Genomic DNA, 26,572 nt, shown 5'->3' on the forward strand with positions numbered 1-26,572 from the left:
GCGGTCGCGCGACCGATGACGGGAGCGCGAGCAGTCTCGTGGCAACCGTCTCCGAGCGCTCACTCGTCGTCGAACGAGACGCCCCACTCGAGGTCGTAGTCGACGAACGCCGCCTCGTCGAGGGGTCGCCCGCCTTCGAAGCGGAACGCGCCGATCACGGTTCGGCCCTCGAGCACGCCCGGCAGCCAGTGACGGTCGTCCTCCCACATCCGGTCGTACGGGACCTCGCCCACCGGAATCCACACCGGATCGGCTTCGGGCGACGGCCGAGGCTGGCCCGAGAACGACGTCGTCCGAAAGACGTGACAGCGCGTGTGAACTGCGCCGTCGAGCACGAACGTCAATTCGCCCGCCTTCTCGAGCGCCCCGGGATCGACCTCGAGGCCGACCTCCTCGCGCGTCTCGCGGACCGCACACTCCCTTGGCGTTTCGTCCGGCTCGAGTTTGCCGCCGGGACCGTTGTACCACCCCTCGCCGAGCCCGCGGCGCTTCTCGATCAGCAGCGCCTCCCGGTCGTCGACTTCGTCGGGTTCGCCGTCGACGCCCTCCTCCGCGGACCCGCCGTCCCCGCCGCCTCGGAGCGGAAAACAGAGGGTCGTCTCGCGGGCCTGAATCGACTCGTCGGCGTCCATACCCGGATGTTCGGCCGGAGCCCCAAATGTCAATCGTCGTCGGCCGACTCAGCCGCCGCGTCGACCGCGTACTCCTCGGGCGCGCACCCGAGCGACCGGTGCGGGCAGCGCCGACAGTGCTCGCCCGGCGTCGTCTCGAGGAACGTCGGATCGTCGACGGCCGCGAGCGCCTCGCGGACGGACGACCACGCGGGGAGGTCGTCGGGATCGATGAGGTCGACGCGGGGCTCGCCGTCCGCATCCGCATCCGCATCCGCATCCGCGTCCGCGTCCGCGTTCGATCCGCCCTCGAGGGGACCAACGTAGACGTACCCGACGGCTGCGACCGGTTCGTCGAACAGGTGCTCGCACGCCCGGGCGTACAGCGCCAGCTGAACCGCCTCCGCGGGGTCGATGCGCTCGGCGGTCGCCTTGTAGTCGAGCACGACGAGGTCGCCCGCGGGCGTCCGACAGACCGCGTCGACGTATCCGACCACGTCGCCCGCGACGTCGGCGACGTCCTCGAGCGCGAACGTGAGTTCCGCGGCCAGCTGCTCCCACTCGGCGACCGGCTCGTCGATCCCCGCCGCCCGGGCCTCGAAGTAGCGATCGACGCACGCGAGGACGTCCTCCCGGTGCTCGCGGAGGTCTCGAGCGGTGAGCTGACGGTCGGCGGCCGCGCGCCACTCCTCTCGAGTCCGGTACTCGCGGTGGAAGGCCTCCTCGGCGACGGCGTGGAAGACGGAGCCGACGATCCGCGGGCTCGAAGCCGTGGCGCGATCGGGGCCGCGTCGGTCGACGATCCTCCCCGCGGCGTCCCCCGCGCCGACCGCGGGATCGTCGAACGTCAGCACCACGTGATCGAGGTAGTGCTTTCGCGGACACTCCCCGTGGGTCTCCATCGCGGTGTAGCTGTGGCGCATCGCCACCGGAAGCTCAGTCGCGCTCTCGAGCGTCTCCACCGGGAAGCGAACCGTCTCCGCGGTCAGCGCGTTCGTCCGGCGACCGGTCGGCACCTCGAGCGCTGGGTCGGGGCCGCCGCCCGCCGCCTCACCACTTCCCTTCGCACCTCCGCCTCCGTCGACGACGCTCGCGGCGTCGGAGAGGGGGAGTAGCAGGCCGTTCCGCAACAGTCGTCCGAGCCGGTGGACCGTCTCGATCGCTTCCCGGGTCTCGAGGGGGTCGACGCGCCGGTCGCCGCGTCCCGAGTAGTAGGTGATCGTCCCCGGGTGCTCGCCGGCGGAGACGGCGACCTCCTCGGTGCAGTCGGCGACGGTCTCGGGGTAGGTCCCGCGGACGCGCTCGAAGCCCTCGGTCAGGGCGTTCCAGAGGTCCATCCGCTCGCCGGTCACCGACCACTCGATCTCGTCGGCGAGGCAGGCGTCGGCCGCGGAAGCGGCGAGGTCCTCCTCGCCGCCGTCGTAGTCGTAGTCGGCGCCGAAGACGAAGAGGTGCTCTTCGGCCCGGGTGAGCGCGACGTGGAGGACCCGCCACTCCTCGCCGACGGTCTCGCTCGCCAGATCGGCCAGTAGCGGCGATTCGACGCCCTCGTCGAGCGTGGCCTCGAGCAGCCGGTAGCGCGCCCGCTCGGCGTAGTCGCGCTCGACGCACCACTCCTCGTCGGAGAGGTAGGGAACGAGCACGGTGTCGAACTGCAGCCCCTTCGCCTGGTGGACCGTCATGACGTCGACGCAGTCCGCCGATCGAGAGCCGCGACCGAACGTCGACCCCCCGCCCGCGAGCGCCCGCTCGAGCGCGTCGACGAACTCGGTCGTGAGCGTCCGCAGCACCGACTCGCCCTCGTAAGCGTCGACGAACCGCTCGACCCGCTCGAGTTCGCTCCGCTCGTCGGCCGCGAGGAACCACTCGAGGCGGGTGACCTCGCGGAAGCGGCGGACGAATTCCGACAACGGGTAGACGTCCCGGTAGCCCGCGAGCGTTCGGAGGTGGTCGCGGGCGCGCTCGAGGCGGTCCGGCTCGTCGAAGTCGGACGCCGACCCGAGATCGACCGCGAACAGCGCGTCCGAGAGCGGTTCGGCGCGCCGCCTGGCCTCCCGCTGCAGCCGCTCGAGGTCGCCCTTCGGGACGCGATACCGGTAGAACAGCACCCGCCGGAGGTGGGCGTCCGCGCTCGTCCCCGCGGGATCGGCCGGCTCGTCGACGCCCGGGTCGGTCTCGACCAGCACCCGGAGGTACGAGAGCACGGTCCGAATACCGGGTGCGATTTCGCCGCGCGGCGAGCCCGAAATCTCGAACGGGATCCGGAGGGCGCGCAACTCCTCGGCGATCGCCCGCGCGTGGCGGTTGGTTCGGACGATCACCGCGATATCGCCCAGGGTGCGCCGGGGAACGTTCTCGAACTCCCCGTTGAGCAGCCGCGAGACGGTCGTGGCCACCTGCTCCGGCGTCGACCACCCCACGTCCGCGCTCTCGACTTTCAGCACGCGATGGGGCGGGTTCGCCTCGTCGTACTCGCCGGGCGTCCGGCCGTGTTCGCGCAGCGTCTTGGAGTCCTGCGGGCCGTAGTCGCACTCGTTCGTCAGGTCGAGGATCTCCTGTCGCGAGCGGAAGTTGAGCTCGAGTTCGATCGACTCGTGGTCGGCCGCGGCCTCGGCGAGCCGATCCAGGCCCTCGCGGTCGGTGCCGCGCCAGCCGTAGATGGCCTGGTCCTTGTCGCCGATAGCGAGCAGGTCCGGGCGCTCCGGGCCGGCCGTGAGCTCCGTGATCAGCGAGAACTGCGTCTCGTCGGTGTCCTGGAACTCGTCGCAGTAGACGTGCTCCCAGCGGCCGGTGATCTCCTCGGCCACGGCGTCGTCGTCGAGCAGCCGCGTCGCCGTCCGGACGAGTTCGTCGAAGTCCACCGCGCCGTCGCGCTCGAGCGCCGCCCGGTAGTCCGCGTAGACGTCGGCGTAGTGGCGCGCGAGGCGGAGGAACTCGACGTAGTGTTTGAGCCGCCCGAACGGCGTCTGCTCGATCCGATCCGTTCCCGTCCCCCAGATCCGATTGCCGAACAGCGCCCGCGGGAGGTGTTTCGTCGTCCGATCCTCGAGCGTGAGCGCCTCGATCGTCCTCGTGACGCAGCGCTGGAGCACCCTGAGGTACCGGTCGACGTCCCGGACGACGGGGTCCGTCCGGAACTCCGCGGGCGCCTCGGCCGCCTTCTCCCGGCAGTACGAGAGGAGTTTGCCGTAGGCGACCAGCGACCCTCGAGCGGCGTCGACGTGTTCCTCCCGGTTGAAAAAGCGCAGCGCCTCGTTGTCGAACGACAGTTCCTCGTCCGCTTTCTCCTCGAGCCAGAGGACAAACTCCGTGAGCAACTCGAGGGTCCGCACCGCCGGGAGTCCATCGCGGAGTTGCTCGGGGTCGACGTTCTCCCGGCTCATCGTGGCGACGAACCGGTCGACGTCGTTCGCCAGTTCGGTCGCCGAATCGTCGCCCCGCACGGTGGCCGCGAAATCGTAATCGTTCTCGGCCAGCAACCGGCCGACGAGCCGTCGGCGCTTTCGCTCGGTGACGACCTCGAGTTCGGGGGAGAGTCCGAGATAGTAGGCGTACTCGCGGACCAGCCGGTAACACAGCGAGTGGTAGGTGGAGACGTCGATCGCCGCCGCGTCCTCGGGCTCGAGGCGCTCCGAGACGGCCTCCCTGATGCTCGCGGCCGCCTCGTTCGCGAAGGTCACCACCAGCACGTCGTCGGGGTCGACGTCGCCGCGTTCGATGGCCCGCTCGAGGCGCATGAGCATCGTCGTCGTCTTCCCCGTGCCGGCGCCCGCGTCGACCGAAATCGAGGCCGCGTCGCTCTCGATGACCGCCCGCTGGTTCCCCTTCGGCTCCCCGGGTCGGGAGGCCGATCGCTCACCTCGAGCGCCGCCGTCGTCTCGCGCGCCATCGTCGTCGGCGCCGTCGTCTCGCGCGCCAGCGTCGTCGGCGGCGTCGGGCTCACCCATCGAACCGAACCTCCTCGGCCACGTACTCGCCGCAGCAGACGGTGTACTCGCAGTTCGGACAGGCGCGGTCGGAGACCCGATCCCACCGCCCCGCCGGCTCCGTCGGATCGAACCGCTCGGCGACGATCCGTCGGACGACCCGCGCGAGCCGCTCGCGCACGGCCGGATTTCGGCGCTCGTGGGTCATCCCGAACGCGTGGTGGTCGACGAAGGCGTCGGTGACGTCCACCGGCTCGAGGGACGTCTCGACCGTCCCGCGGACCCAGTTGATCGACGTCCGCGAGCGTTCGGCGAGCGGAATGCGAAGGTACCGACAGGTCCTCCCCTCGAGGTCGAGTCGGTCGCGGAGCGTCCGGAGGCCGTCGAGGACGACCGACGTCTCGAAGAGCGCGGCGACCGGCCCGGGTTCGAAGCGGTCGTCGGCCGGATCGAAGTGCTCGTCGAACAGCTCCTCGACGGCGCCCTCCCACGACGAGCGGTACCGGATCGGGCCGAGGCCGGCCAGCGTCGGCTCGAGCCGGACGCCCACGAGTTCGGAGCCGTTCGCGTACGCGTAGTCGATCGAAGCGTCGATCGTCACCGCCTCGGGGCCGAGGTCGGGGCCGCCTCCGTCGTTCTCGGGCAATCGGATCGTCGACGAAACCCGTCGATTCGGCCCGACGTGCGTCCCGCCGGGGGCGTCCGCGCGGAGCGCCTCGAGGCCGCTCGCGTGATCCGCGCCGGCCGCCTCGACGTAGGCGCTGACCGTCGCCTCGAGCACCCGACGCTCGTGGCGGCGCTGGGCGAGCGAGTGAAACCGCTCGTCGTGATCGGCCCAGAGGGTGCCGAGCCGGTCTCGGGCCGCCTCCTCGAGCGCGTCGGCGCCCGTCTCGCCGGTGCGGAGGGCGTCGCAGATCGCCCGTCGGACGAGGTCGACCCGGGCTTCCGTCGGCGACTCGTCTTTGCCCTCGAGCCCGTGGACGTGGGCGAACTCGTACCGCCTGGGACAGCGGAGGTAGGTCGCGAGGCCGTCGACGGTGATCGCAGGGGCGGACCCGGACGCGGTCGTGCGGCCGTCGGCGGCGCGATCACTCACCGCGGATCACCTCGCCCGCGGCGAACTCGAACTGCGAGCGGACCGCCTCCGCCAGTTCGTCGTCCACGTCGCGCTCGAGGACGACCGCGATCTCCTGGAACAGCGCCTCCGTCTCCCCGAGGTCGGCGTCGCCCCCGGTGCTGGCCTCCCGGAGGATCCGCTCGAGTTCGCCGCGGGGCTCGTCGAGCAGCGCCTCGAGGGCGTTCGTCTCGCCGTAGATCTTCGCCGTCCGGTCCCGGACCTCGACGTCCTCGAGCGCGAGCCCCGGGGCCGCCTCGAGGAGCTTCAGGTACCGCGATTCGTCGTGGGTTCGCCGGAGCCCGCCCGCGCCGCGTTCGTACGAACAGCAGTAGAGGCGGCTCCGGGCGGCGCGTGCGCCGATCGCCAGCCGTCGGCGGGCCCGCTGGGCGTGGTAGGCCTCGAACGGGTCGGCGACCTCGTCCGCCGACGAGATGGGGGCGAAGGTGCGCTCGAGGTCCGTCGGCGACGGATCCGTCACCGCGGGAAACGCGGGCATCTCGCGCAGCCACGCGGTGGGGAACAACTGCGTGAGGGAGCCGTCCCCGGGGTAGTGGTCGTCGACCAGGTCGAGGAGGAAGACGACCTCCCGGGAGTCGTACTTCAGGTCGTCGACGGTGCAGACCGCGACGCCGCCGGTCGGCGAGCGCGTCTCGACGGCGTGGACGTACGGCGCGTCGTACCGGATCGTCCCCCGGAGCATTCGGCGCACCCCCTCCCAGTCGGGCGCGACGAGGTCCGTCTCCTCGACGAACCGGGCGATCTCGAGTACCCGGCGGACGCCCGCGTACTGCTCGCGGGCGTCGACCCAGTCCTCCTCGCGGGCGATCCGCCCCTTCAGATCGGTCTCGAGGAGCCACCGCTCGAGCGAGCGCCGGACGCTCGAGCCGGCGCACGCGTCGAGGAGCGCGGGGGAGAAGTCCTCGACGCGGGCGGCGAGGCGGTCCCGAGCGACGGAGAGTTCGGTGTCCGCGTCGCGATCGGCGACCGCGTCGGCGGTGCCGCCTCGCTCGCGTTCGCACTGGTGCGTGACGAACGCGTACAGTTCGTTCACCGCAGGATCTTCCGCGAGTGACGGGGTGCCGATCGTCGCGGTGGGGATGCCGGCCGCGCGCAGCCGACCGCGCGTTTCGGGGATCGACTCGACTCGGGGAACGGCGACGGCGAAGGCGTCGTAACTCCACTCCTCGTGGCGATCCGCGAGCGACTGGATTTCGGTCGCGACCTCGCGAACCTGCTCGCGGGCGGTCCGGGCCCGAATTCGGTACGCCGTTCCCGCGACGGCGTCGGCGGTCGACCCGTCGACGGCGGCGGGTTCAGTCGCGTCGGGCGTCTCGCCGGTCGCGAAAAAGCGCGTGATCGCGGCGTGGGGTGGCGTCCGTTCGTCGTCGGCATCCTGATCGGACTCGAGGGCCTCGATCTCGAGGCCGTCCGCGACGTCCTCGAGTCGACCGGGCTCGACCCGCGTGCGCTCGACGCTCGCGTGGCGCTCGCCGAGGCAGACGAGGTCGGCGTCGGCCGAGAGCGCCGCGAGGTAGCGCCGGTCGAGCCGGCGGAACTCCTCGAACTCGAGGGCGAGGACGGCGTCGAACGACGACCCGACGCGGGTACGGAGGCCGTCCTCGTCGGCCTCGAGGAGGTCGACCGCGCGCGGGATCACGTCGGTCCGCTCGACGAACCCGCGGCGCTCGAGTTCCCCGTGGAACCGGTCGTTCATCGCGTAGAGGAACGCGAGGCAGTCGTGGAGGTCGTTCGAATCCTCAAAATCCTCGTATCGAATCCGCTGGCGCGTCGCCTCGAGCAGCAACTGCCCGACGTCGCGGGCGAAGCTCTCGTGGACCGACGCGCGCTCGAGGTAGGGCGGAATCTCGCGGCTCGCGCCGGCGATGACCAGCGAGATGAGTTCGATGCGCTCCTCGTACTCGAGTCGGTCGAGGGTGGGATCGTACTCCTCGACCACCTTCGAGGCGTGCTCGGGGACGGACTCGAGGCGGGGCGACCGGGGCGTTCCGTCCGCGACCGACGTCCGCGCGAGGGCCTCGCGGACGCGCACGAGGCCGGTCGGGTGTCGCTTCAGGACCAGCACGTTCCGCGGCCCGTACGCCTCGGCGAGGGCGGCGTACTCCCGCGAGACGACCTCGAGGAGGGTCGCTTCCGGCGAGGGGAGGACTTTGAGCGTCCCCTCGAGCGCGAACGCGGCGTCGGAAGCGGGAGTCGCGGGCGACATCTGTGGACTGGTGGCGAATATGGACGAATTGGTATTTAAAGGTGGGGAGAGTGTCGACGAACCGGCGGTCGCGTCCGACTTCGACACGCATTATACAGTGCGGTAGAGTACCATACTGTATGGACGATATTTTCGTCGCGCGGATCATGTCCACCGACCTCCACACCGTAACGCCCGACACGCTCGTCGAGGACGCGGCGTCGGTGATGCTCGAGGAGGGAATCGGGTCGGTCGTCGTCGTCGACGACGACAACCAGCTCGAGGGGATCCTGACCAACACCGACTTCGTCGACATCGTCGCACAGAGCCGTCCCAAAGCCCAGACGACGGTTTCGAAGTACATGAGCACCGACGTCGTGACGGCGTCGGCTCAGGATACGATCCGCGACGCCGCCGACCTGATGGTCGAACGCGGCTTCCACCACTTGCCGGTGGTCAACGAAGCGGAAGGTGTCATCGGGATCGTCACGACGTCCGATCTGACGGCGTACCTCTCGACCGCCCAGACGCCGAGTCCGTCCGACTGACGTCCCGTCCATCCGATCGCGACACCCTGGCTCGCCCGTTCGACGGGCCGACTGCGTTCGGTGCCAGGTCTCGGCCTCGAGTCGGGCCCGCCTTCGTCGCCGTCGCATCGGGTTAGCTGCTCGCGTCGGCCCCGCGATCGGTTCCGTCGTCCGCGAGACTCGCGTCGGATTCGCGCTGCGAACCGATCTCGAGTTCGGCCTCGGTCGCTTCGCGATCGTAGACCACGACGGTCCCGTCGCCGTGGACGATGACCGTCCACTCGTCGACGTCGAAGCCGACCACCGACGTCCCGCCGTTCGCCATCCGGGCGCCGTGGGCGACGAGTCGATCGAGCGCTTCCGGTTCGATCGTGTCGTAGAGCGGGTCGATCGCCGCCGGATCGACGTCGCCGGCCGTCGAGACGGCGCGAACGATCGCGGTCGACGCCCGCTCCGTCTCGGGATCGAACGCGGTTCGGTGGACGGGGGTAACTCCCTCGAGAGTGGTCAGCGCGTGCATTTCCGCGATATCGATACCGGAACCGATTGAATTCGCTCGTGGCACTGTGTTCGCTTTAAGAGAAGCCGACGGAATCGCCGACGGTCAGTCGTCGGTGCGTCTGCGGCCAAACGCCCTCGAGCGTCTCGCCCGTAGGGCGATCCACCGTCGATCCGGCACGGAGGGACGGACGTCTCCGGGGCGTGACCGCCGACGGCGCGAGTGGACGTGATCGCAGGTGGCGCGGTTAGTCGATCCATCCCTCGAACAGCGAACGTACCGTTCGAGCGACCTTCGCCTCCTGTCCGACGAAGAAGTGATCCGCGGGCAGGGCGACCGTTTCGCCGCCGCGCTCGGCGGTCGCGTCGACGACCGGTTCCCACTCGACGGTCGCGTCTCTCTCGCCGTAGCAGACGGCGATCGGCGCCTCGAGGTCCGCGAGCGCCTCGAGCACGTCGAGGTCGTCCGCGAGGCGGGCCGTCGGTGCGAGGGCGACGACGCCCGCGAGGTTCGCGCGGTCGTCCTCGAGGTTCGCGCCCGCGAGCACGGCCTCCGAGGCGCCGAAACTGTAGCCGAAGAGACCGACCGCATCGTAGCGTTCCGCGGCCCAACGGAGGGCGTTTCGAACGTCCTCGCGCTCGCCGTAGCCGCCGTCCCACGGGCCGTAATCGAACCGAAGGCAGGCGATTCCCGCCCCGGTCAGGGCGTCGCTCACGGCGACGAGGCGGGGGTCAGTTCGCGAACCGCCGTGTTGGGGGTGGGGCGGACACGCCACGACGATCGCCTCGCCGTCGCCGCTCGCGTTCGATTCGCGTTCGTCGGCGCCGTCTTCGGCCGGTTCGTCGAGCGCTCCTCGCACGTCGCGGCCGCCAGGGATGATGACGTCGGTCACGGGTTCGCGTTCGTCGGGGCGGAACAAAACGATCCTCGGTCGCGGTCACCGCCGGTCGAACGTCGGATCGAGGCCGATCGACGTCGTCCCCGACTGTTACTGATGTGATGTTTTTAAGGGCGACGAGCAATACGTAGGTACTATGGGCATCCTCTCTCGGACTTCGTACGTCATCCGGTCGAAGCTGAACTCGCTGCTCAACCGGGCCGAGGATCCGACGCAGACGCTCGATTACTCCTACGAGCAGATGCGCGATCAACTCCAGCAGGTCAAACGCGGCATCGCGGACCTGACGACGCAGAAAAAGCGCCTCGAGATGCAGAAGCGCCGCCTCGAGGAGAACGTCGAGAAGCACAACCAGCAGGCCCGCACGGCCGTCCAGCAGGATAGGGAGGACCTCGCGCGCCGCGCGCTCGAGAAGAAGAAGGCGAAGATGACGCAGATCGAGGAACTCGAGCGCCAGATCGGCGACCTCCAGCGCCAACAGGACCAGTTGATCGAACAGAAGGACGAACTCCAGTCGCGGATCGAGGAGTTCCGCACCAAGAAGGAGACGATGAAGGCGCGCTACGAGGCCGCGGAGGCGAGTTCGACCGTCTCGGAGGCGATGACGTCCACGGGCGAGGAGTTCGAGGACGTCGGGCTGGCGATCGAACGCGCCGAGGAGAAGACCGAGGACATGGAGGCGCGCGCGGCCGCCCTCGACGAACTCCACGAGAGCGGCGCCTTCGACAGCCCCATCTCGGACAAGGACAGCATCGACCGCGAACTCGAGTCGCTCTCGGCCGACAGCGGCGTCGAAGCCGAACTCGAGACGCTCAAATCCGAGGTCGGCGGGGACGAACCGGAGGCCGAGGCCGAACCCGAGCCCGAGGAAGGGGAGGTGGAACCGGAGATCAGCGACGAGGAGCTCGACGAGCTCGAGGACTCCGTCGACGACGAGGAGATCGAGAGCGAACTGGCGGAACTACAGGAAGAAGAGCAAAACTAACTCGGGCGCGCTCTCGACCTCGAGCGATTCGTTTGCCGCCGACGGACGGAGACCGTCGGCCGTCGCTCGTCGACCGGTAACCGGCGATCGTCGGGCGGCTCTATTCGATACCCACCGATCGTCGGCCGACGGTTCGATCCGCGTCCCACGGATTGGGTGTGAGGACAACGCCTACCACGCCCCCCGTTGATTACGCACGTATGGGGGATGATTCACGCCTCGAGTCGCTCTCGCCCACCGATCAGATCGTGCTGTTGACCGTCGCCGAGCGGTGCAAGGCGACTGACGAACCCGTTCAAACGTTCGAGGTCCGCCAGTCCTGCGTCGATCGCCTCCGGGACGTCGAGACGGCGGTCATCGGGACGATCACGGAAGCCGACGTGATGCGGTCGCTGTACGAACTCGAGGACGCCGATCTGGTGTCCGAGGTGTCGCCCGATCCGGACGCCCGCTCGCCGACCGGGAAGGGGCGTCCGTCGTACGCGCTCGTGGTCGACCCGGACGCGCTCCTCGACGCGTGCGACGACGACCTGGTCGACGCGATCCGCGAGGACTAATCGGTGTCCGTCGACGGTGGCGTCGGCGACGCCGACCGCGTCACGGCCGTCGACCGGGAACCCGCCGTACGCTCCGCTTCCGGGTCCCGAGACGAGTCCGCGTTCCGGTTCGGGTCCGGTGACGAACTCCGGTTCGAGCGGTCCAGGTCCGGTCCCTCGCGAGCGCGCGGGAGTTCGACCGTGATCACGGTGCCGTCGGGGCCGGTTTCGGTCACCTCGACGCGGCCGCGGTAGCGGTCGGTCAGTCTGCGGACGATGTAGAGGCCGATGCCGTGGTCGTGGCGCCTGTCGTCGTCGCGCTCGAAGAGGTCCTCGAGTTCGTCGTCGGGGATTCCCGGTCCGTCGTCCTCGATCCGGACGCGGACGGTCTCGTCGGTCCGCTCGACTGTGACGCGAACCAGGGGCGACGAGCTATCGTTGTGCTCGACGGCGTTCGTCAGCAGGTTCGAGAAGAGCCGCGGGAGCAGGTCGTCGGCCTCGACGGTGACGTCGTTCGGGATTTCGGCGTCGATCCGAACCTCGTCGAATTGATCGTCGAGGGCGTCGAGTTCGCCCCGAAGAACGGGTGCGAGCGCCGTCGATTCCACCGTCGGACCGTCGTCGAGCGTCTCGAGGAGGGTGCGAACGTCCCGAATCACGTGCGTCATCTCGCGACTCTGTCGCTCGATCGTCCGCAGGTGGGCGTAGTCGGGGTCCGACTCCTCGCGTTCTTCGAGCAGCAGGGCGGTGTAGCCGCCGATCACGTTGGCGTTGTTGAGCACCTCGTGGCGGAGGACGGCGTTCAGGTAGTCGAGCCACTCCCGCTGGTACTCGAGGTACCGGGCGCTGACGGCGGCCTGTTCGGCGGCGACAGCCCGCTCGATCGATCGCGCTTCGATCGTCCCGATCGCGAACCCGACGGCGCTGCCGATACTGATCGACCACCGCGCCCAGGCGACGAACCAGATCGTCGGCAGGTCCGGCGTGAGCGGCATCGTCATGAGGTTCACGACGAGAAAGCCGGCGCCGCCGGCGACGGTCCATCCGCCGATCCGCGGCCACCGCTCGGTGCCGATATCGCTTCGATAGAGCCAGAGGCCGCCGGCGACGAGGCCTAGCTTGAACGGGAACACGCTCGCCGCACCGAGCAGGACCTGCCACGTAATGTTGCCGATGATCAGGAGTTCGACTCCCATCGCGACGAGGAGAACGACACCCGTCCCTACGAGTGCCGGTGGAACGACCCTCGGCGGGACAGCGGTCCTGAGCTGCACGTCTATGGACCGATTTGTCCCGAAGGTAATATGAGTACTGGCACGAACGGGTTTCGCCGTCCGGCGGAGATGTCGCGAGCGCGACTGATCCGGGCGTCACGAGGGCGTTCCGAGGACGCTGATGTCGTAGTCGGCGAGCGACCCCGGCGGTTCGAGGACGATGACCTGGAACGCCCACGTCTCGCCGCCGTCGAGGTCGCCGGTGCTGGCGAGGTACCGGCCCAGGTGGGTGCCTGCGTCGTCGTAGACGCGGACGCGGACCTCGGCGACCTCCACCCGGTCGGTTCCGGTGTTCTCCACGGTTCCCTGGACGGTCGATCCGAGGTAGCCGTCCTCGTAGACGAAGCGGTGTTCGACGATCGCGAGGTTGTCGAGCCGGGTCACGGTGTCGCTGGGCGTCTGCTGGGCGGCCGCGTACGCGACGTTCGTCTCCCGAGTCGTTCGGTTGTCGCCGCTGACGTTCTCGGGTATCTCCCCGTCTTCGTACCGCGGGTCACCACCGCCGCCACCGCCGATACAGCCGGCGAGCACGAGGGCTGTGCCGCCGCCGACTGCGGCGAGCACGCGGCGACGGCTCGATCGATCCCCGCGCGTCATGCGCGCCGACTCCCTCGTCGAATTCCGTCGCTGACGCCGATCATGGGCCAATTGACCTTGTGCAGACATTTGAGTGTACACCTTGAACGGGCCGCCGACGAACGTGCGCGGTCCGGCGCGCCCGCCGTCGTCCTTCGCGTCGCCGCGATTCGTCCGTCCGCGCACGTTCGTCGGCGGCGGGTCAGCCACGCTGGTTGTGCAATGCAGGGTCTTAACGGGCGACGCGTCGAACGGTGGGTGTGACCTCCTCCGAGGGCGACGGGACGCCGGATCGAGATCTCGACGTCGAGTCGTACGACCCCACGAGCGGTTCGGGTGGGGCCCGCTCCTCGGCGTTCACGCCCGCGGGTGCCCGGGAGTGGGTGCTCGTCGAGGGCGGACGCCTCACAGTCGCGGCGCTGTTCACATTCGGGGTGTTCGTCCTCTTCCTCGCGCTGAACGCGTTCGAGGTCGTGTCGTTCGTCAACGACGCGTCGGTCACCCGCGTCGCGAGCGGGATGATCGCCGGCACGTTCTCGCTCGTCACGCTCGTCGTCTCGATCAATCAGCTCATCCTCTCGCAGGAGTTCGCCACCGCCGGCGAGACGCGCCAGCGGATCGAGGGGGTCGACGCCTTCCGGGCGGACGTCGCGGAGGCGGCGAACTTGCCCGAAGCGCCGATCTCGACGGCGGGCGTCCTCGAGTCGATCGCGGCCGCGATCCGCGAGGACGCGCGGTGCCTCCTGCGGTCCGTCGAACACCGCGACGACGAGGTCGGCGACCGGCTGCGGGAGTACGGGGAGACCGTCGTGAAGAGCACGGAGGATATCGACGAGACGTTCGAGCGGGGCGAACCCGACACGTTCACGGCGCTGCTGGCCGCGATCCGGTACGATGACGTCAGATTGCGCCACGTCGGCGAGTACGTTCGTGACGCCCACGCAGAGTCGCTGTCCGACGCATCGACGGACGCGATCGAGGAGTTGATCGGGTCGTTCGAACTGTTCAACGTGGCGCGCGCACACTTCAAAACGACGTACCTGCAGCGCGAGCTCACCCGCTTCTCACAGTTGACCGTGTACGCCGGCGCGCCGGCGATCCTGTCGGCGATCATCGTCGGGTTACTGTACGCCGACGTCGGCGGGGCGAGCGTCGCCGTCGAGTCGCTCCCGTACGTCGTCAGCGCCCTCATTGCCGTCATCGTGTCGCCGCTAGCCCTGCTGGTCTCCTACATTCTCCGCACCGCGACGGTGACCCGGCGGACCGCCTCGGTCGGTGCGATGCTCGCGGAGGAACGGATCGAAGAGGGCCCGTTTCGGGGAACGTCCGAGAGTGACGGGTGAGCGGTCGCGTCTCGCGCGTCGGATCGTGGTCGGATTCTCCCTCCACGTCCCATCTGCGACTCGACTCGATGGCGTTTACGCGACCGTCGGTGGCCGGTCGAGGTATTTTACCGTTCGGTCTGGTACGGGACCGATGTCGAACCCGAAATGAGTGATTCGGCCCCGGACGACGTGACGAGCGGCGGCGAACGAACCGGCGAGAGCGGGATTCGGTTGTGGCTCCTGATTCGGGTCAACCGGTGGGTGCTCACCGCGGCGATTCTCGTGGGAATCTACGTCGCGTTCGTCGGCGCCAGTATCCTCCCGCTCGCACAGTTTCGAACGGTGGTCCAGAACCAGTACGCCGTCGAGTACCTCTTTTCGGCGTTCATCGGCGCGATAATCACCGGCACGTCGATCGTCGTTACCATCAACCAGCTGGTCCTCTCCCAGGAACTCGGCGCGGTCGGCAGCCAGCGCGAGCGCATGACCGGCGCGATGGAGTTTCGCGAGGACGTCGAATCGGACATCGTCGACGAGGACGTCGCGCCGCCCGAGCCCGCGGCGTTCCTGTGGGAACTCGTCGACGGCGTCGAGGAGCAGGCCGATCGTCTCCAGTCGACGGTCGCGAGCGATCACGACGCCGACCTCGTGGACGAGGTCGACTCCTACGTCGACGACCTCGTCGACAACGCCCGCTCGGTGAAGGACGACCTCGAGAACGCCCAGTTCGGGACGTTCGACGTGATCTGGAACGCGCTCCGGTTCAACTACTCGCGGAAGATCTACGACGGACGGACGATTCGGGCCGAGTACGACGACGAACTATCGAAGGAGGCGGCCGAAGCCGTCGACGACACCGTCAGGGCCCTGAAGTACTTCGGCCCCGCCCGGGAGCACTTCAAGACGCTGTACTTCCAGTGGGAGCTCATCAACCTCTCTCGAGCGCTGCTGTACATCGCGGTGCCTGCGCTCGTCGTCGTCGGCGTCTTCGTCTCGTACGTGAACTCGAGCGTCGTCGCCGGGTCGACGCTCGGGGTCGACAATCTCGTGCTGGTCGCCGGCGCCGGTTTCGTCGTCGGGCTCGCACCGTTCGTCGTCTTCACCGTCTACATCCTGCGGATCGCCACCGTCGCCAAGCGAACGCTCGCGATGGGGCCGTTCATCCTCCGCGAGACCCAACGGGAGGAGGACCTCGGCTGATCCGACGGTCCGGCGACGCGGGTACCCGGTCACGAGGTCGGCCGTCCGACGCGTCGTTCGTCTTGCAGGTGCAACTGTAACGTCGAAGCGTCACGACGGAGCGAATACGTCCATGGAATCGATCGCGGACGGATTCGAGAACCGCGGCGGGGAGAACTGCGCGCGACCGAACTGCGTCGGGGAGCACCCCGTGGGGGATCGGTCGTGAGCGCCGACCGAACCGATTCGCCGGCCGAGGAACCCCTTCCTTCGGTGGAGGAGGCCCTCGAGGACGCGACCGAACCGCGTGCGCTGACGGGCGGTCGAACGGGCGGACTCTCCCTCGTCGCGATCGGCGGATCGCTCGCCGTCTACGGCATCCGTCGCCGCTCGCTCGGCGGGATCGCGACGGCGGTCGCGGGAGGTTGGCTGGCCTACCGCGGCGTGCGGACCGTTCGCGCCGAACGGAGGGCCGTCGAACGCGGCGGGGGCGGATCGGGCGAGTCGACGGACTCGAGCGATGGCGCGGTCGTCGAGGAAACGATCACCGTCGGACTCCCGCCGGAGGAGTGCACCGAGTACTGGGTCGAGGCGGGGCACCTGGGTCGGCTGCTGGGGGAGTTCGGCGACGTCCGCCCCGCAGGCGAGGACCACCTCCGATGGACCGCCGAGGGACCGCTCGGACGACGCCTCGAGTGGGAGGCCCGACTGGCGGAGGAGCGCCCCGGCGAGCGCGTGCGCTGGGAGTCGCTCGAGGGCGCGCCGATCCGGAACGAGTGGACCGTGACCTTCGAACCGGCTCCGGGCGACCGGGGGACGACGGTGAGCCTCCGAATCCGGTTCGACCCGCCGGCCGGACCCGTCGGCGATCGGCTGCTGAACGCGCTCGGAATCGTCCCCGAAACGCTCGCGGCGACGGTGCTCGACCGGTTCAAGAGCCTCGCCGAGACCGGCGAAATTCCGACGCTGCGGGCCAACCCCTCCGCTCGCGGCTCGGGCGACCTGGCGTGAGGCTGACGTGCCTCACCCGGATCGGTGAGGTCGGCGTGTCCCCACCTCGATCGGTGGGACTGCCGTGGTCCCACTCACCGCCCGAGACCGTCGGCCGACGCGGCGAACGCGTACCGCCGCGGGCGAGTCAAATCACTTATTCGGGAGGTGTGTAAAGGAACAGCTACGAACGATGGTAGAATCCGCCAGCATCGATCTCCTCAACCTACTCCTCGTACTCACCCTCGCCTGGTTCGGCGGGATACTCGCCGAGCGCGTCGGCTACCCGGCGTTGATGGGTGAACTGCTCGCCGGGATCCTCTTCGGGCCGGCGGTCCTCGGCGTTCTCCATCCGTCGGAGGGGCTCGAGGTGTTCGCCGAACTCGGCGTCTTCCTGCTGATGATCTACGTCGGGATGGAGGTCGACCTCCACGACCTGTTCGAACTCGGGCCGCAGTCGCTGATGGTCGCGCTGGGCGGCTTCCTCGTCCCGTTCGGGATGGGATACCTGGTCGGCGACCTCCTCGGGATGACGATCGAGCAATCGCTGTTCATCGGCATCGCGATGGCCGCGACCTCGCTGGCGACGAAATCGCGGATCCTGGTCGACCTCGACCTGCTCGACACGCGGATCGCGGGCGTCCTCCTCGGGGGCGCGTTGCTCTCCGACGTGGGCGTGATGGTCGTCTTCGCCGGCATCACCGGCTTCATCGAAACCGGCGACGTGACGCCGCTGGCGATCGCGACGCTCACCGGCGAGGCGTTGTTGTACTTCGCGGCGGCGCTCCTGTTCGGCGATCGCGTCCTCCCGCACCTCTGGGAGCTCCTCGAGGGGTGGATGGAGCGCCACGAGTTCGTCGACAAGACCTCGGCGTTCACGGTGGCGCTGGTCGTCGCGCTCGCGTTCGCCTTCTTCGCCGCCCTCGTCGAACTCCACATGATCATCGGCGGGTTCATCGCCGGCCTCTTCCTGCGACAGGCCCAGCTCGACCCCGACATCTACGACCACATGTACGGCGTGATCTACGACCTCGCGATGGGGTTTTTCGCCCCGATCTTCTTCGTCTCGGTCGCGTTCGACCTCACCCTCGGCGTGTTCACGGAGAACCTGCCGCTGCTCGTGCTCATCCTGACGGTCGCGTTCGTCAGTAAGATCGTCGGGAGCTGGCTGTTCGCCCTCCCCACGAAGCTCTCCTGGCGCGAGGGGCTGGTCATCGGCTTCGGCATGAACGGGCGGGGGACCGTCGAGATCGTCATCGTCTCGATCGCCCTCTCCGCCGGCGTCATCGGCCAGGAACTGTTTTCGATCCTCGTCTTCACCGCCATCTTCACGACGACGCTCGTCCCGCCCACCGTCAAGTGGGGCGTCGACTGGCTCGAGCGAGCCGGCGATCTCGTCTTCATCGACGCCGAACCCGCCGACGCCGAGGGGCCCGTGGGTCCGGAGGCCGATTGATCGACGGCGTTCGATTCGCGTTCGTCACCGATCGAGCGATCGGTCGCGGTGTCCGAACGCGAACCGAGTTCGGCGGACGAGCGGGCTCGTAGAACTCGCGCAGGAGACTGACCGCTCGAGCGGCCCGGCCGGGCGCTAGATCTCGTCGACGAGGTGGGCGAACTCGTCGGTGTCGAGGACCTCCATCGTCTGGGCCTCGAGCCCGTGTCGGTGGAGCGTGAGCGCCGACTTGTACGCCCCCTGGCGATCGGACGCTTCGAAGATGACGATGAAGTCGTGCTCGCCGAGGACCGCGTACGAGTCGACCAGTTCGGCCGCGTGGTCTTCGAACTCGGTCCTGATCTCGCCCCAGATGGACGCCAGCTCCTGTGCGTTCTGTACGTCCCGATCCGAGACGCTCACGAGCGAAGCGTAGCGGTTCATATCCGAGCTATCGCCACTCCACGCAAAACGCTTACGTGGCATGTTCCGGCCCCGGTTCGGGCGAAACCCCTCGGAGGGGAAAAATGTACTCGAGATCGAGTGAGTCGTGCCCTTTTTTGCGTCACCCGAGGTAGGTCGGGTCATGAGGAACGCGAAGATCGTCTGTACGCTTGGGCCGGCCTCGAGTTCGCGCGAGACGATCCGGGCGCTGGCGGAGGCGGGGATGTCGGTCGCCCGGCTGAACGCGAGCCACGGCAGCCGCGAGGACCGGGTCGAACTCGTCGAGCGGGTCCGTGCGGTCGACGAGGAGGTCGATCGGCCGATCGCGGTCATGCTCGACACGCAAGGGCCCGAGATCCGGACCGCCCCCCTCCCGGAGGGCGAGACGGTGACGCTCGAGACGGACTCGACGGTTCGCTTCGTCGAGGGGGATGAAGCCAGCCCGGAGCGTGTGGGGCTCTCGCTGTCGATCGACGGGGTCGAACCCGGCGATCGCATCCTGCTCGACGACGGCCTCATCGAGACGACCGTGACGGAGCGCGAGGGAGACGAAGTCGTCGCCCGCGTGGACACCGGCGGCGAACTCGGCGGACGGAAGGGCGTGAACGTCCCCGGCGTCGACCTCGACCTGGACGTCGTCACCGAGTCCGACCGCGCGGACCTCGAGATGGCCGCCGACGTCGGCGTCGACTTCGTCGCCGCGAGCTTCGTCCGGGACGCCGAGGACGTCTACGAGGTCGGCGGCGTGCTCGAGGAGTTCGGCGCCGATATTCCCGTCGTCGCGAAGATCGAGCGCGCCGGCGCCGTCGAGAACCTCGACGAACTGATCGACGCCGCCTACGGCGTCATGGTCGCCCGCGGCGACCTCGGCGTCGAGTGCCCGATGGAGGACGTCCCGATGATCCAGAAGCGGATCGTCCGGAAGTGTCGGGAGGCCGGCTCGCCGGTGATCACCGCCACGGAGATGCTCGATTCGATGGTCACCGCCCGCCGGCCGACGCGCGCGGAGGCGTCCGACGTCGCGAACGCCGTCCTCGACGGCACCGACGCCGTGATGCTCTCCGCGGAGACGGCGATCGGCGACCACCCCGTCGCCGTCGTCGAGGCGATGGACAGCATCGTCCGCGAGGTCGAGCGCTCCGGCGAGTACGCCGAACTCCTGGAGCAGCGCGTCCCGGCCGCCGGCGAGGCACGGACCGACGCGCTGGCCCGGTCGGCGCGTTTCCTCGCCCGCGACATCGGCGCGGACGCCGTCGTCGCGGCCACCGAGTCCGGCTACACGGCGCTCAAGACGGCGAAGTATCGGCCGGGCGTGCCGGTCGTCGCCTCGACGCCGAACCACCGCGTCCGGCGCAAACTCGCCCTCTCGTGGGGCGTGATCCCGCTGTACGCTTCCGTCTCCGACCAGGGAGCCGGCGCCGTCGTCGAGCGGGCCGTCCAGTCGGCCCTCGACGCGGGCGTCGCCGAGAGCGGCGACACCGTGGTCGTCCTCTGCGGCATGATGACCGAACTCGAGGGGGCGAACACGACGAACATGATGAAAGTACACATCGCCGCCGAGGCGCTCGAAACCGGCCGCGTCGTCGTCGAGGGCCGGGCGTCGGGACCGGTCGCTCGAGCGCCCGACGGCGACCTCTCGGCGCTCGAGCGGGGGGCGATCCTGGCCCTCGAGGCGGACTTCGACGGGGAGTTCACCGGCGACGTCTCGAAACTCGCCGGTATCGTCGACGCGCAGCGCGGGATGACCGGCTACCCGGCGCTCGTTGCTCGCGAACTCGAGATTCCGATGGTCAGCGACGCGGACCTCTCGGGGGTCGAAGACGGAACCCTGGTCACCATCGACGCCGAACGGGGGGTCATCTACGAGGGCGACATCCGCGGACGAACCGATCGCGAGTAGGTCGTCGGTCGACTCGGGTGCGGTCCCCCCGAGGCCACGGTGACCCTTTTCCGCGTCCAACGGAGGTATCCGGAACCGAGAACGCCGTGGAGGCCTCCGTCGCCGTCGACGAGCACGGGGCCGGCCTCACCCGAACCGCGCCTCGAGGACCGCCCGGTACCGCTCCCCCGCCTCGTCGCCGCGCTCGAGCGCCTCGCGAATCCGCGGCGAGATCCACTCGCGGCCGCCGGATCCGGCTCCGTCCGCGTCCGCCCCGTCCGCAACCGCGCCGTCGAACCCGTCGGCCCTGAGGTCCGCCGGCAGGAACCGCTCGTAGACGGGCAGGCGCTCGCGCAGCGGGACGGCCGCGCGCTCGGCGATCTCCTCGAGTTCGCGCAGCGCGGGCCACTCGTACTCCGGGTTGATGTGGTCGTCCGTGACCGGCGAGACGCCACCCAGGTCGTCGACGCCGCAGTCGACGAGGTCGCGGGCGGGGGCGAGGTTCGGCGGCACCTGCACCGAGATTTCGTCGGGCAGCGCGGCCCGAGCCATCGCCGTCACCCGTCGCATCGTCTCGAGGTCGGGCGAGCCGCGGGACCAGCGCTCGTTGTTCACGACGGGCTGGACGATCACCTCCTGGACGTGGTCGTAGCGCTCGTGCAGTTCGCGGATCGCCAGCAGGCTCTCCGCGCGGTCGCGCCAGTCCTCGCCGATACCGACGAGGATGCCGGTCGTGAACGCGACGTCGAGTTCGCCCGCGTTCCGAATCGTCCGGAGGCGCTGGCCCGGCACCTTCGTCCGCGGTCCGGCGTGGGCGTCCACATCGGCGGTCGTCTCGAGCATCACGCCCATGCTGGCGTTGACGTCGGCCACCTCGGCCATCTGCTCGCGCGTCTGGTCGCCCGGATTGGCGTGAGGGAGCAGCCCCTCCTCGAGGGCCACCTCGCAGGCCTCGCGCAGGTACGTGTGGATCGAGTCGTGTCCCCACTCGGCGAGTTGGGCGTGGATCTCGGTGTAGCGGTCGTCGGGGTCGTCGCCGAACGTAAAGAGGGCTTCCGTACAGCCGGCGTCGGCCCCCTGTCGGCAGATGTCCCCGACCTCCTCGAGCGAGAGGAGGGAGACCCGCCCCGGCGGGTCGAAGTAGGTGCAGTAGGTGCAGGTGTAACGACAGGCGGTCGTCAGGGGGACGAACACGTTCCGCGCGAAGGTGAGCGCCGGCGCGGCCGAGACGTCCGCGGGAGTCACCTCGAGCAGCCGCTCGATCTCCTCGTCGTCGATCGTCACGGAAACGCCGTACTCGTCCGCGCCGGGGATCGCCATGGTCGTCTCGGAGTGTCGTCGCCGCGAGTATAAGCGCTTCACTTCGGGGCGACCGTGACGGCTCGAGGCGGTGTTTTACGGCGGAGATCGGCGCTCGTCCGTCGACGTGTCGACGGATCAGTTCCGAACCTGCGCGCTCGAGGCGGTGAGACGATCCGGGGCCGTCACCGACACCGACTCGGACGCGAGCGGGAGCGTGAAGGTGAACGTCGATCCCGCGCCGGGCTCGGAGTCGACCCAGATCTCGCCGCCGTGGCGCTCGACGATCCGCTTGCACAGCGACAGCCCGATGCCGGAGCCCGGGTGCTCGTCGACGGAGTGGAGTCGCTGGAAGATGCCGAAGATGCGGTCGGCGTCGGCCGGGTCGATGCCGATCCCGTCGTCGCGAACCGAGATCCGCCAGGCCGACGGGCGGCGCTCGGCGGAGACGTGGACGCGCGGCGCTCCCTCACCGGCGTACTCGATCGCGTTCGACAGCAGGTTCTGGAACACCTGTCTGAGCTGGCCGCCGTCGCCCTCGACCGTCGGCAGCGACTCGCGGGTGATCTCGGCGTCGGTCTCCTCGATTCGGAACTGCAGGTCGTCGAGCACCTCCTCGAAGGCGACCTCGAGATCGACGACGTCGAACGGATCGCCCTGGGTCTCCACCCGCGAGTACTCGAGGAGCCCGTCGATCATCGTGCGCATGCGGTCGGCGCCGTCGACGGCGAACCCGATGAACTCCTCCGCGTCCTCGTCGAGGTCGGCCGCGTAGCGGCGCTCGAGCAACTGCAGGTAGCTCGAGACCATCCGCAGGGGCTCCTGGAGGTCGTGGCTGACGGCGTAGGCGAACTGTTCGAGGCGCTCGTTCGAGGCCTCGAGTTCGGAAATCACCTCCTCGAGGCGCTCTTGCGTCCGACGGAGTTCTTCGTTGTGCCGTTCGACGGCGTGTTTCCGTTTCAGCTCCTCGTTCTGCCGTTCGACCTCCCGGGTTCTGCTGATGGCGCGCGCGTCGTGGACGCCGATTGCGAGACCCACGCTGGATCCCATCGCGAGCGCGATCGCCCGCGTTCCGAACGAGAACTCGGCCGATACGCCCGGGTGGATGATACGCAGGACGATGAAGACGAACATCACGACGACGCCGCCCGCGCCCCACGCGACGACCCGGCGGTAGCGGTCGGGTTCGACGTCCGACCGGGGTAGCCAGCGGCCGATGTACACCATCACCAGTCCCGGAACGCTGAAGAGCGCGAAGTCGAGGGCCGTCACGAGGTAGTCGATGGGTCCGCCAACCGTAGAGACCGCCTGCTCCGCGGCGACGACGATCAACAGCAGGCCCGTCACGACGACGAGGCGATCCCAGCGGAGCATAGTTTGTCTTCCGGATGCGACGCCCGTATATGAGAGCCGCGATTCCGTCGAGTTCACGGCGTCGAGACTGTCGATCGCGACTGACGGTCGGGGTCGAGTTCACGGCGTCGAGACTGTCGATCGCGACTGACGGTCGGGGTCGCGTTCACCGTCGACGCCGATCGCTTCGACCCGGGGCCGACCGATCCTTCTCCTTACTCCTCGCGTCGAGACGCGCGCACCCGTCCCTCGCGCTCGTCGACGGAGAAACCGAGATCGTACAGGAGGGTCGGCACGCGGCCCGTTCCGTGGAGGAGCACCTCGACCAGATCCTCGGGTTCGTCGACGTCCGTCGACAGTCGGTACGAATCGACCGTCTCGACGTCGGCGCCGACCTCGCCGGCGATGCGGCGGTGGTCGAGGTACGACGCGCCGTGGTAGTCGACGCGAAAGTCGGGGTGGCGGGCCACGAACGCGTTCGTCCCGCCGCCGCGACCCGGGACGAGGACGACGTCGCCCGGCGTCGAAAACAGGCCCTCGAGTGCGATCGGCGTGGCGAGGGCGAGGTCGGCCATGACGACCGCGACGGGGTCGCCGTCGCCGTCGCCGGCGAGTCGGGACTCCAGGACGGCGTTGACGGCGATCGAGAGCGGCCGGTCGTCGACGGTGACCGATATCGGGCCGTCGGGGTCGGTGTCGAGGTCGCCCGAGAGCGGCGCCGTCGAGAGGATGGTCGATTCGTACCCGGTCGCCGCGATCGCACTCGCGACGTCCTCGAGCATCGCTCGAGCGATGGCCGACCGCTCCTCCGGGGTGAGGACGCCCGAAAGGCGCGTCTTCGGATCGGTCGCGGCGAACGGGACGACGACGTGCATTCTGCCGGACGTTGCCGCCACGGCGGCAAAAACGCGTCGTCTCGGCCGGTAAACGGGATCGAAAACGAGGGCGAGACGACCCGAGCGAGGCGTCGGTTCGGACGGTCGCGAGCGCGGACGGTCGTCGCGATCGTCGGCGCGACGCGGTCGTCGGTCGAAACGCGAAAATCGTGACGCGAGCCCCTAGAACAGCGGCTCGAGTTCGTCCTCGTCGTCCTCGACGAGGCTCTCTAAGTTCTGGTCGCTCTCGGCCTGGATGTCTTCCATGTTGTCCTGGGCCTCGATCGCGACCTGCTGGAGGCGCTTGATGCGCGGGACGTTCGTCACGCCGGCGAGCAGGATCGCTGACGACACTTCGGGGACGTTACGCGGGTAGTCGCCGCCGCGGACCTCCATGCTGCCGGTCTCCTCCTCGAGCCACTTGCGGCCGCGCTCGATGCCTTTCCGGTTCAGGTACTCCGAGGGACCGGAGAGGACGAGCAGCGCGCGCTCGGCGCCCTCGATCTCGCAGGGCAGCGTGAGTCGGCCGAGGGCCGCCTTGCGGACGAGGCTCGTGATGCGGTTCGTCGTGTTGGCCGCGTCGAGGCCGTCGTCGCCGCCGGAACCGCTCGTAAAGCGAGAGAGCAGGCCGCCGCCGGTGGCGAGTTCGACCTCCTCGGAGGCGTAGCCGACGGTCGAGACGCCGCCGCCCGAGAGGGTGTTGATGATCTCGGAGGAGTCGACGACGCTTTCCGCGACCTCCTCGCCGGCTTGCACCTCGCCGGCGCCGAAGAGGACGCCGAACCGTCGGACGATCTCCTCGTTGATCTGCTCGTAGCCGCCCTCGACGGACTCGCCCGTCTGGCGCCACGAGTCGTTGTCGAAGACCATCAGGTTGTCCACCTCGCGGACGAACGTCTGGAACGAGCGGGCGGCGTTGAGCGTGTAGATGCCGCCCTCGTCCGTTCCGGGGAGGACGCCCAACCCGTAGACGGGGATCGTGTAGATCCGCTTCAGGTGCTTCGCGAGGACGGGGGCGCCGCCGGACCCGGTCCCGCCGCCCATGCCGGCGACGACGAGGAACGCGTCCACCTCGTGAGTGGGGATGGCATCGATGGCGTTTTGCACCTCGTCGATGTCCTCTTCGGCGACTTCCGCGCCGAGTTCGTTGTCTGCACCCACGCCGTGGCCCTTCACGCGGGCCTGGCCGATGAGTACGCGGTTCTCCTGTGGTATATTCGTGAGACCGATGAGGTCCGCTTTCGCGGTGTTGACAGCGATCGCCGCACGAACGATGCCGCTGTTCGTCCGGTCGTCGTAGTCGAGGAATCGATCGACGATTTTGCCACCGGCCTGTCCGAATCCGATCATCGCCAGCTTCATTGTTTGTCAGGGGGCTCCGTTGCCTTGAAACGAGTGCGATCAGGGATATAAAACTTTTGGCAGAGTGAAATTCAGGAACGGTTTTCTTTTGGACAAAAACGGAAGGCGGCGTCGTTTTTCAACGAGGTTAATCGTCGAATAAAATCGGGCGAAATCCTGTCAACCAAAATATTTATACTAAGCGTTCGGGTGAACCGCTCCGCGCTTAAAGGTCTCCGTCGACGGGAGTTGTCACGTACGGAGCCCCAGACCGCGTACCAATTCAGGCGAAATCTCTTTCGGCCCGACACGATCGCCGGGAATCGATTCACGGCGACCGGATCCCCGACTCGACGCTCCCGGCCGACGTCGACTCGAGGCCGAGGTACGACCGGAGGGTCAGCAGGTCGTCCGGCTCCCGTCCGAACGCGGTCACGTCGTTGTCCGAGACGGTATTGTCGAACTCGAGCGATCGTGCCTGATCGGGGCCGAAGGGGACGAACGGGACTGGGCCGATCGCGTGCGATCCGAGCTTCGCGAGAGCCATCGGTAGGGGGAGGACGGTGACGGACCGGCCATCGGCTTCGTGGGCGAGTTCGGCCACCTCCGCGAGCGTCAGGACCTCGGGACCGCCGAGTTCGTAGGTTTCGTCGGCGTGTTCGCCGTCCTCGTCTTCGACCGCGTCGGCGAGCATCGGAACGAGGTCGCCCACCCAGATCGGCTGGAAGCGGGTCCCCCCACCGCCGGGGAGCGCCGTCACGTACGGCGTCGTCAGCGTCTTCGTGAAGCCGACGAACTCGTCGCCCTCGCCGAAGACGACCGACGGGCGGACGATCGTCCACTCGAGGGCCGAGTCACCCACGACCGCTTCGGCCCGGCCCTTCGCGCGGATGAACGCGGTGGCGCCGTCCGGGTCGGCGCCGAGACCGCTGATCTGGACGAACCGGCGGACGCCGCCGGCCTCGGCGCCGCGAACGAGGTTCTCCGTTCCCCGGTAGTGGACCTCCTCGTGGCTCGTCCCGCTCGGCGGCTGGAACAGTGGCGAGAGCGAGACGAGGTTGACCACGGCGTCGTAGTCGCCGTTCTCGAGGATCTCAGCGATCGAGTCGTAGGCGCTCGCGTCGCCGGCGACCGTCTCGACCGCCGCCGGAAGTCCCCCGTCGTCGGGGTCGCGCGCGAGCGCCGTCACGTCGTGGCCCCGCTGGACGAGTTCCGCACACAGGTTCCGCCCGATGAATCCCGTTCCGCCGGCGACGAGGACGTTCATGCCCGATAATTCGACAGCGAACCGTAAAAATCC

At 68.8% G+C, this 26,572-nt stretch carries 22 protein-coding genes; 8 read left to right on the forward strand and 14 right to left on the reverse strand.

Annotated elements, in window-relative coordinates:
• Positions 1 to 59: 59 nt before the first annotated feature.
• From RJT68_RS04470 to RJT68_RS04485, 4 genes are read right to left on the reverse strand one after another with little or no spacing between them, the layout of a single operon-like run.
• On the reverse strand, positions 60 to 632 hold the full coding sequence (locus tag RJT68_RS04470; RefSeq protein ID WP_407039172.1) for an 8-oxo-dGTP diphosphatase: 573 nt from the start codon (positions 630 to 632) through the stop codon (positions 60 to 62).
• Between the two features lie 29 nt (positions 633 to 661).
• Positions 662 to 4,558, reverse strand: a complete 3,897-nt coding sequence (locus RJT68_RS04475; RefSeq protein WP_407039173.1) for an ATP-dependent helicase — start codon at positions 4,556 to 4,558, stop codon at positions 662 to 664.
• The gene (locus RJT68_RS04480) at positions 4,551 to 5,633 is read right to left on the reverse strand and encodes a PD-(D/E)XK nuclease family protein (protein WP_407039174.1); all 1,083 of its coding nucleotides are present in this window, start codon (positions 5,631 to 5,633) and stop codon (positions 4,551 to 4,553) included. Before RJT68_RS04480 ends, RJT68_RS04475 begins: the two co-directional genes overlap by 8 nt.
• Positions 5,626 to 7,878: a hypothetical protein gene (locus RJT68_RS04485; RefSeq protein ID WP_407039175.1), complete on the reverse strand. Its 2,253-nt coding sequence runs from the start codon at positions 7,876 to 7,878 to the stop codon at positions 5,626 to 5,628. Before RJT68_RS04485 ends, RJT68_RS04480 begins: the two co-directional genes overlap by 8 nt.
• Before the next feature lie 119 nt (positions 7,879 to 7,997).
• Here RJT68_RS04485 and RJT68_RS04490 point away from each other — a divergent pair, with 119 nt between their 5' ends.
• Positions 7,998 to 8,405, forward strand: coding sequence for a CBS domain-containing protein (locus RJT68_RS04490; RefSeq protein WP_407039176.1), 408 nt, complete (start codon positions 7,998 to 8,000; stop codon positions 8,403 to 8,405).
• Positions 8,406 to 8,517: 112 nt separating this feature from the next.
• Here the strand turns inward: RJT68_RS04490 and RJT68_RS04495 are convergent, their stop codons facing one another.
• Both RJT68_RS04495 and RJT68_RS04500 read right to left on the reverse strand, forming a co-directional pair.
• Positions 8,518 to 8,904: a HalOD1 output domain-containing protein gene (locus RJT68_RS04495; protein WP_407039177.1), complete on the reverse strand. Its 387-nt coding sequence runs from the start codon at positions 8,902 to 8,904 to the stop codon at positions 8,518 to 8,520.
• A 226-nt stretch (positions 8,905 to 9,130) separates the two neighbouring features.
• A complete protein-coding gene (locus RJT68_RS04500; protein WP_407039178.1) occupies positions 9,131 to 9,775 on the reverse strand; it encodes an alpha/beta hydrolase in 645 nt (214 codons plus the stop codon).
• A gap of 142 nt (positions 9,776 to 9,917) precedes the next feature.
• On the opposite strand from RJT68_RS04500, the gene RJT68_RS04505 reads away from it, so the two are divergent.
• Together RJT68_RS04505 and RJT68_RS04510 are read left to right on the forward strand one after the other, a co-directional pair.
• The gene (locus RJT68_RS04505; RefSeq protein ID WP_407039179.1) at positions 9,918 to 10,766 is read left to right on the forward strand and encodes a PspA/IM30 family protein; all 849 of its coding nucleotides are present in this window, start codon (positions 9,918 to 9,920) and stop codon (positions 10,764 to 10,766) included.
• Between the two features lie 200 nt (positions 10,767 to 10,966).
• Positions 10,967 to 11,323, forward strand: coding sequence for a hypothetical protein (locus RJT68_RS04510; RefSeq protein WP_407039180.1), 357 nt, complete (start codon positions 10,967 to 10,969; stop codon positions 11,321 to 11,323).
• Here the strand turns inward: RJT68_RS04510 and RJT68_RS04515 are convergent.
• Both RJT68_RS04515 and RJT68_RS04520 read right to left on the reverse strand, forming a co-directional pair.
• Positions 11,320 to 12,498, reverse strand: a complete 1,179-nt coding sequence (locus RJT68_RS04515; RefSeq protein WP_407039181.1) for a sensor histidine kinase — start codon at positions 12,496 to 12,498, stop codon at positions 11,320 to 11,322. The genes RJT68_RS04510 and RJT68_RS04515 overlap by 4 nt on opposite strands.
• Positions 12,499 to 12,672: 174 nt before the next feature.
• A complete protein-coding gene (locus RJT68_RS04520; RefSeq protein ID WP_407039182.1) occupies positions 12,673 to 13,173 on the reverse strand; it encodes an FxLYD domain-containing protein in 501 nt (166 codons plus the stop codon).
• 239 nt (positions 13,174 to 13,412) lie between these two features.
• Between RJT68_RS04520 and RJT68_RS04525 the strand changes: the two genes are divergently transcribed.
• The 4 genes from RJT68_RS04525 (at position 13,413) to RJT68_RS04540 (ending at position 18,102) form a co-directional block, all read left to right on the forward strand.
• A complete protein-coding gene (locus RJT68_RS04525) occupies positions 13,413 to 14,495 on the forward strand; it encodes a hypothetical protein (RefSeq protein WP_407039183.1) in 1,083 nt (360 codons plus the stop codon).
• A 147-nt stretch (positions 14,496 to 14,642) separates the two neighbouring features.
• Positions 14,643 to 15,677 carry a hypothetical protein gene (locus tag RJT68_RS04530; protein WP_407039184.1) on the forward strand — a complete coding sequence of 345 codons (1,035 nt, stop codon included), beginning with the start codon at positions 14,643 to 14,645 and terminating at the stop codon, positions 15,675 to 15,677.
• A gap of 204 nt (positions 15,678 to 15,881) precedes the next feature.
• A complete protein-coding gene (locus RJT68_RS04535) occupies positions 15,882 to 16,667 on the forward strand; it encodes an SRPBCC family protein (protein ID WP_407039185.1) in 786 nt (261 codons plus the stop codon).
• 172 nt (positions 16,668 to 16,839) lie between these two features.
• Complete coding sequence (locus tag RJT68_RS04540) at positions 16,840 to 18,102, forward strand: cation:proton antiporter (protein ID WP_407039186.1); 1,263 nt, start codon at positions 16,840 to 16,842, stop codon at positions 18,100 to 18,102.
• A gap of 135 nt (positions 18,103 to 18,237) precedes the next feature.
• On the opposite strand, the gene RJT68_RS04545 is transcribed toward RJT68_RS04540, so the two are convergent.
• Positions 18,238 to 18,525, reverse strand: coding sequence for a GYD domain-containing protein (locus RJT68_RS04545; protein WP_407039187.1), 288 nt, complete (start codon positions 18,523 to 18,525; stop codon positions 18,238 to 18,240).
• A gap of 142 nt (positions 18,526 to 18,667) precedes the next feature.
• On the opposite strand from RJT68_RS04545, the gene pyk reads away from it, so the two are divergent.
• Positions 18,668 to 20,425, forward strand: coding sequence for a pyruvate kinase (pyk, locus tag RJT68_RS04550; protein WP_407039188.1), 1,758 nt, complete (start codon positions 18,668 to 18,670; stop codon positions 20,423 to 20,425).
• Between the two features lie 126 nt (positions 20,426 to 20,551).
• Here the strand turns inward: pyk and cofG are convergent, their stop codons facing one another.
• The 5 genes from cofG to RJT68_RS04575 all read right to left on the reverse strand — a co-directional run bounded on the left by cofG (position 20,552) and on the right by RJT68_RS04575 (position 26,539).
• Entirely contained in the window at positions 20,552 to 21,724 is a 1,173-nt protein-coding gene (gene cofG, locus RJT68_RS04555; protein ID WP_407039189.1) for a 7,8-didemethyl-8-hydroxy-5-deazariboflavin synthase subunit CofG, read from the reverse strand.
• Positions 21,725 to 21,841: 117 nt separating this feature from the next.
• Positions 21,842 to 23,077: a sensor histidine kinase gene (locus tag RJT68_RS04560; RefSeq protein ID WP_407039190.1), complete on the reverse strand. Its 1,236-nt coding sequence runs from the start codon at positions 23,075 to 23,077 to the stop codon at positions 21,842 to 21,844.
• 194 nt (positions 23,078 to 23,271) lie between these two features.
• The gene (gene cofC / locus RJT68_RS04565) at positions 23,272 to 23,931 is read right to left on the reverse strand and encodes a 2-phospho-L-lactate guanylyltransferase (protein ID WP_407039191.1); all 660 of its coding nucleotides are present in this window, start codon (positions 23,929 to 23,931) and stop codon (positions 23,272 to 23,274) included.
• Positions 23,932 to 24,114: 183 nt separating this feature from the next.
• Entirely contained in the window at positions 24,115 to 25,293 is a 1,179-nt protein-coding gene (locus RJT68_RS04570) for a tubulin/FtsZ family protein (protein WP_407039192.1), read from the reverse strand.
• 307 nt (positions 25,294 to 25,600) lie between these two features.
• Positions 25,601 to 26,539, reverse strand: a complete 939-nt coding sequence (locus RJT68_RS04575; RefSeq protein WP_407039193.1) for a complex I NDUFA9 subunit family protein — start codon at positions 26,537 to 26,539, stop codon at positions 25,601 to 25,603.
• Positions 26,540 to 26,572 lie beyond the last annotated feature (33 nt).

It is taken from the genome of Halovalidus salilacus, from assembly GCF_031852275.1.
Lineage (GTDB): Archaea > Halobacteriota > Halobacteria > Halobacteriales > Natrialbaceae > Halovalidus > Halovalidus salilacus.

What these genes read in the sequence shown, in the direction of transcription:
- RJT68_RS04470 (WP_407039172.1), bottom strand. Translation starts at nt 632, where the DNA reads ATGGACGCCGACGAGTCGATTCAGGCCCGCGAGACGACCCTCTGTTTT.
- RJT68_RS04495 (WP_407039177.1), bottom strand. Translation starts at nt 8,904, where the DNA reads ATGCACGCGCTGACCACTCTCGAGGGAGTTACCCCCGTCCACCGAACC.
- RJT68_RS04485 (WP_407039175.1), bottom strand. Translation starts at nt 7,878, where the DNA reads ATGTCGCCCGCGACTCCCGCTTCCGACGCCGCGTTCGCGCTCGAGGGG.
- RJT68_RS04505 (WP_407039179.1), top strand. Translation starts at nt 9,918, where the DNA reads ATGGGCATCCTCTCTCGGACTTCGTACGTCATCCGGTCGAAGCTGAAC.
- RJT68_RS04490 (WP_407039176.1), top strand. Translation starts at nt 7,998, where the DNA reads ATGGACGATATTTTCGTCGCGCGGATCATGTCCACCGACCTCCACACC.
- RJT68_RS04545 (WP_407039187.1), bottom strand. Translation starts at nt 18,525, where the DNA reads ATGAACCGCTACGCTTCGCTCGTGAGCGTCTCGGATCGGGACGTACAG.
- RJT68_RS04570 (WP_407039192.1), bottom strand. Translation starts at nt 25,293, where the DNA reads ATGAAGCTGGCGATGATCGGATTCGGACAGGCCGGTGGCAAAATCGTC.
- RJT68_RS04575 (WP_407039193.1), bottom strand. Translation starts at nt 26,539, where the DNA reads ATGAACGTCCTCGTCGCCGGCGGAACGGGATTCATCGGGCGGAACCTG.
- cofG (WP_407039189.1), bottom strand. Translation starts at nt 21,724, where the DNA reads ATGGCGATCCCCGGCGCGGACGAGTACGGCGTTTCCGTGACGATCGAC.
- RJT68_RS04510 (WP_407039180.1), top strand. Translation starts at nt 10,967, where the DNA reads ATGGGGGATGATTCACGCCTCGAGTCGCTCTCGCCCACCGATCAGATC.
- pyk (WP_407039188.1), top strand. Translation starts at nt 18,668, where the DNA reads ATGAGGAACGCGAAGATCGTCTGTACGCTTGGGCCGGCCTCGAGTTCG.
- RJT68_RS04515 (WP_407039181.1), bottom strand. Translation starts at nt 12,498, where the DNA reads ATGGGAGTCGAACTCCTGATCATCGGCAACATTACGTGGCAGGTCCTG.
- RJT68_RS04540 (WP_407039186.1), top strand. Translation starts at nt 16,840, where the DNA reads ATGGTAGAATCCGCCAGCATCGATCTCCTCAACCTACTCCTCGTACTC.
- RJT68_RS04475 (WP_407039173.1), bottom strand. Translation starts at nt 4,558, where the DNA reads ATGGGTGAGCCCGACGCCGCCGACGACGCTGGCGCGCGAGACGACGGC.
- cofC (WP_407039191.1), bottom strand. Translation starts at nt 23,931, where the DNA reads ATGCACGTCGTCGTCCCGTTCGCCGCGACCGATCCGAAGACGCGCCTT.
- RJT68_RS04560 (WP_407039190.1), bottom strand. Translation starts at nt 23,077, where the DNA reads ATGCTCCGCTGGGATCGCCTCGTCGTCGTGACGGGCCTGCTGTTGATC.
- RJT68_RS04530 (WP_407039184.1), top strand. Translation starts at nt 14,643, where the DNA reads ATGAGTGATTCGGCCCCGGACGACGTGACGAGCGGCGGCGAACGAACC.
- RJT68_RS04520 (WP_407039182.1), bottom strand. Translation starts at nt 13,173, where the DNA reads ATGACGCGCGGGGATCGATCGAGCCGTCGCCGCGTGCTCGCCGCAGTC.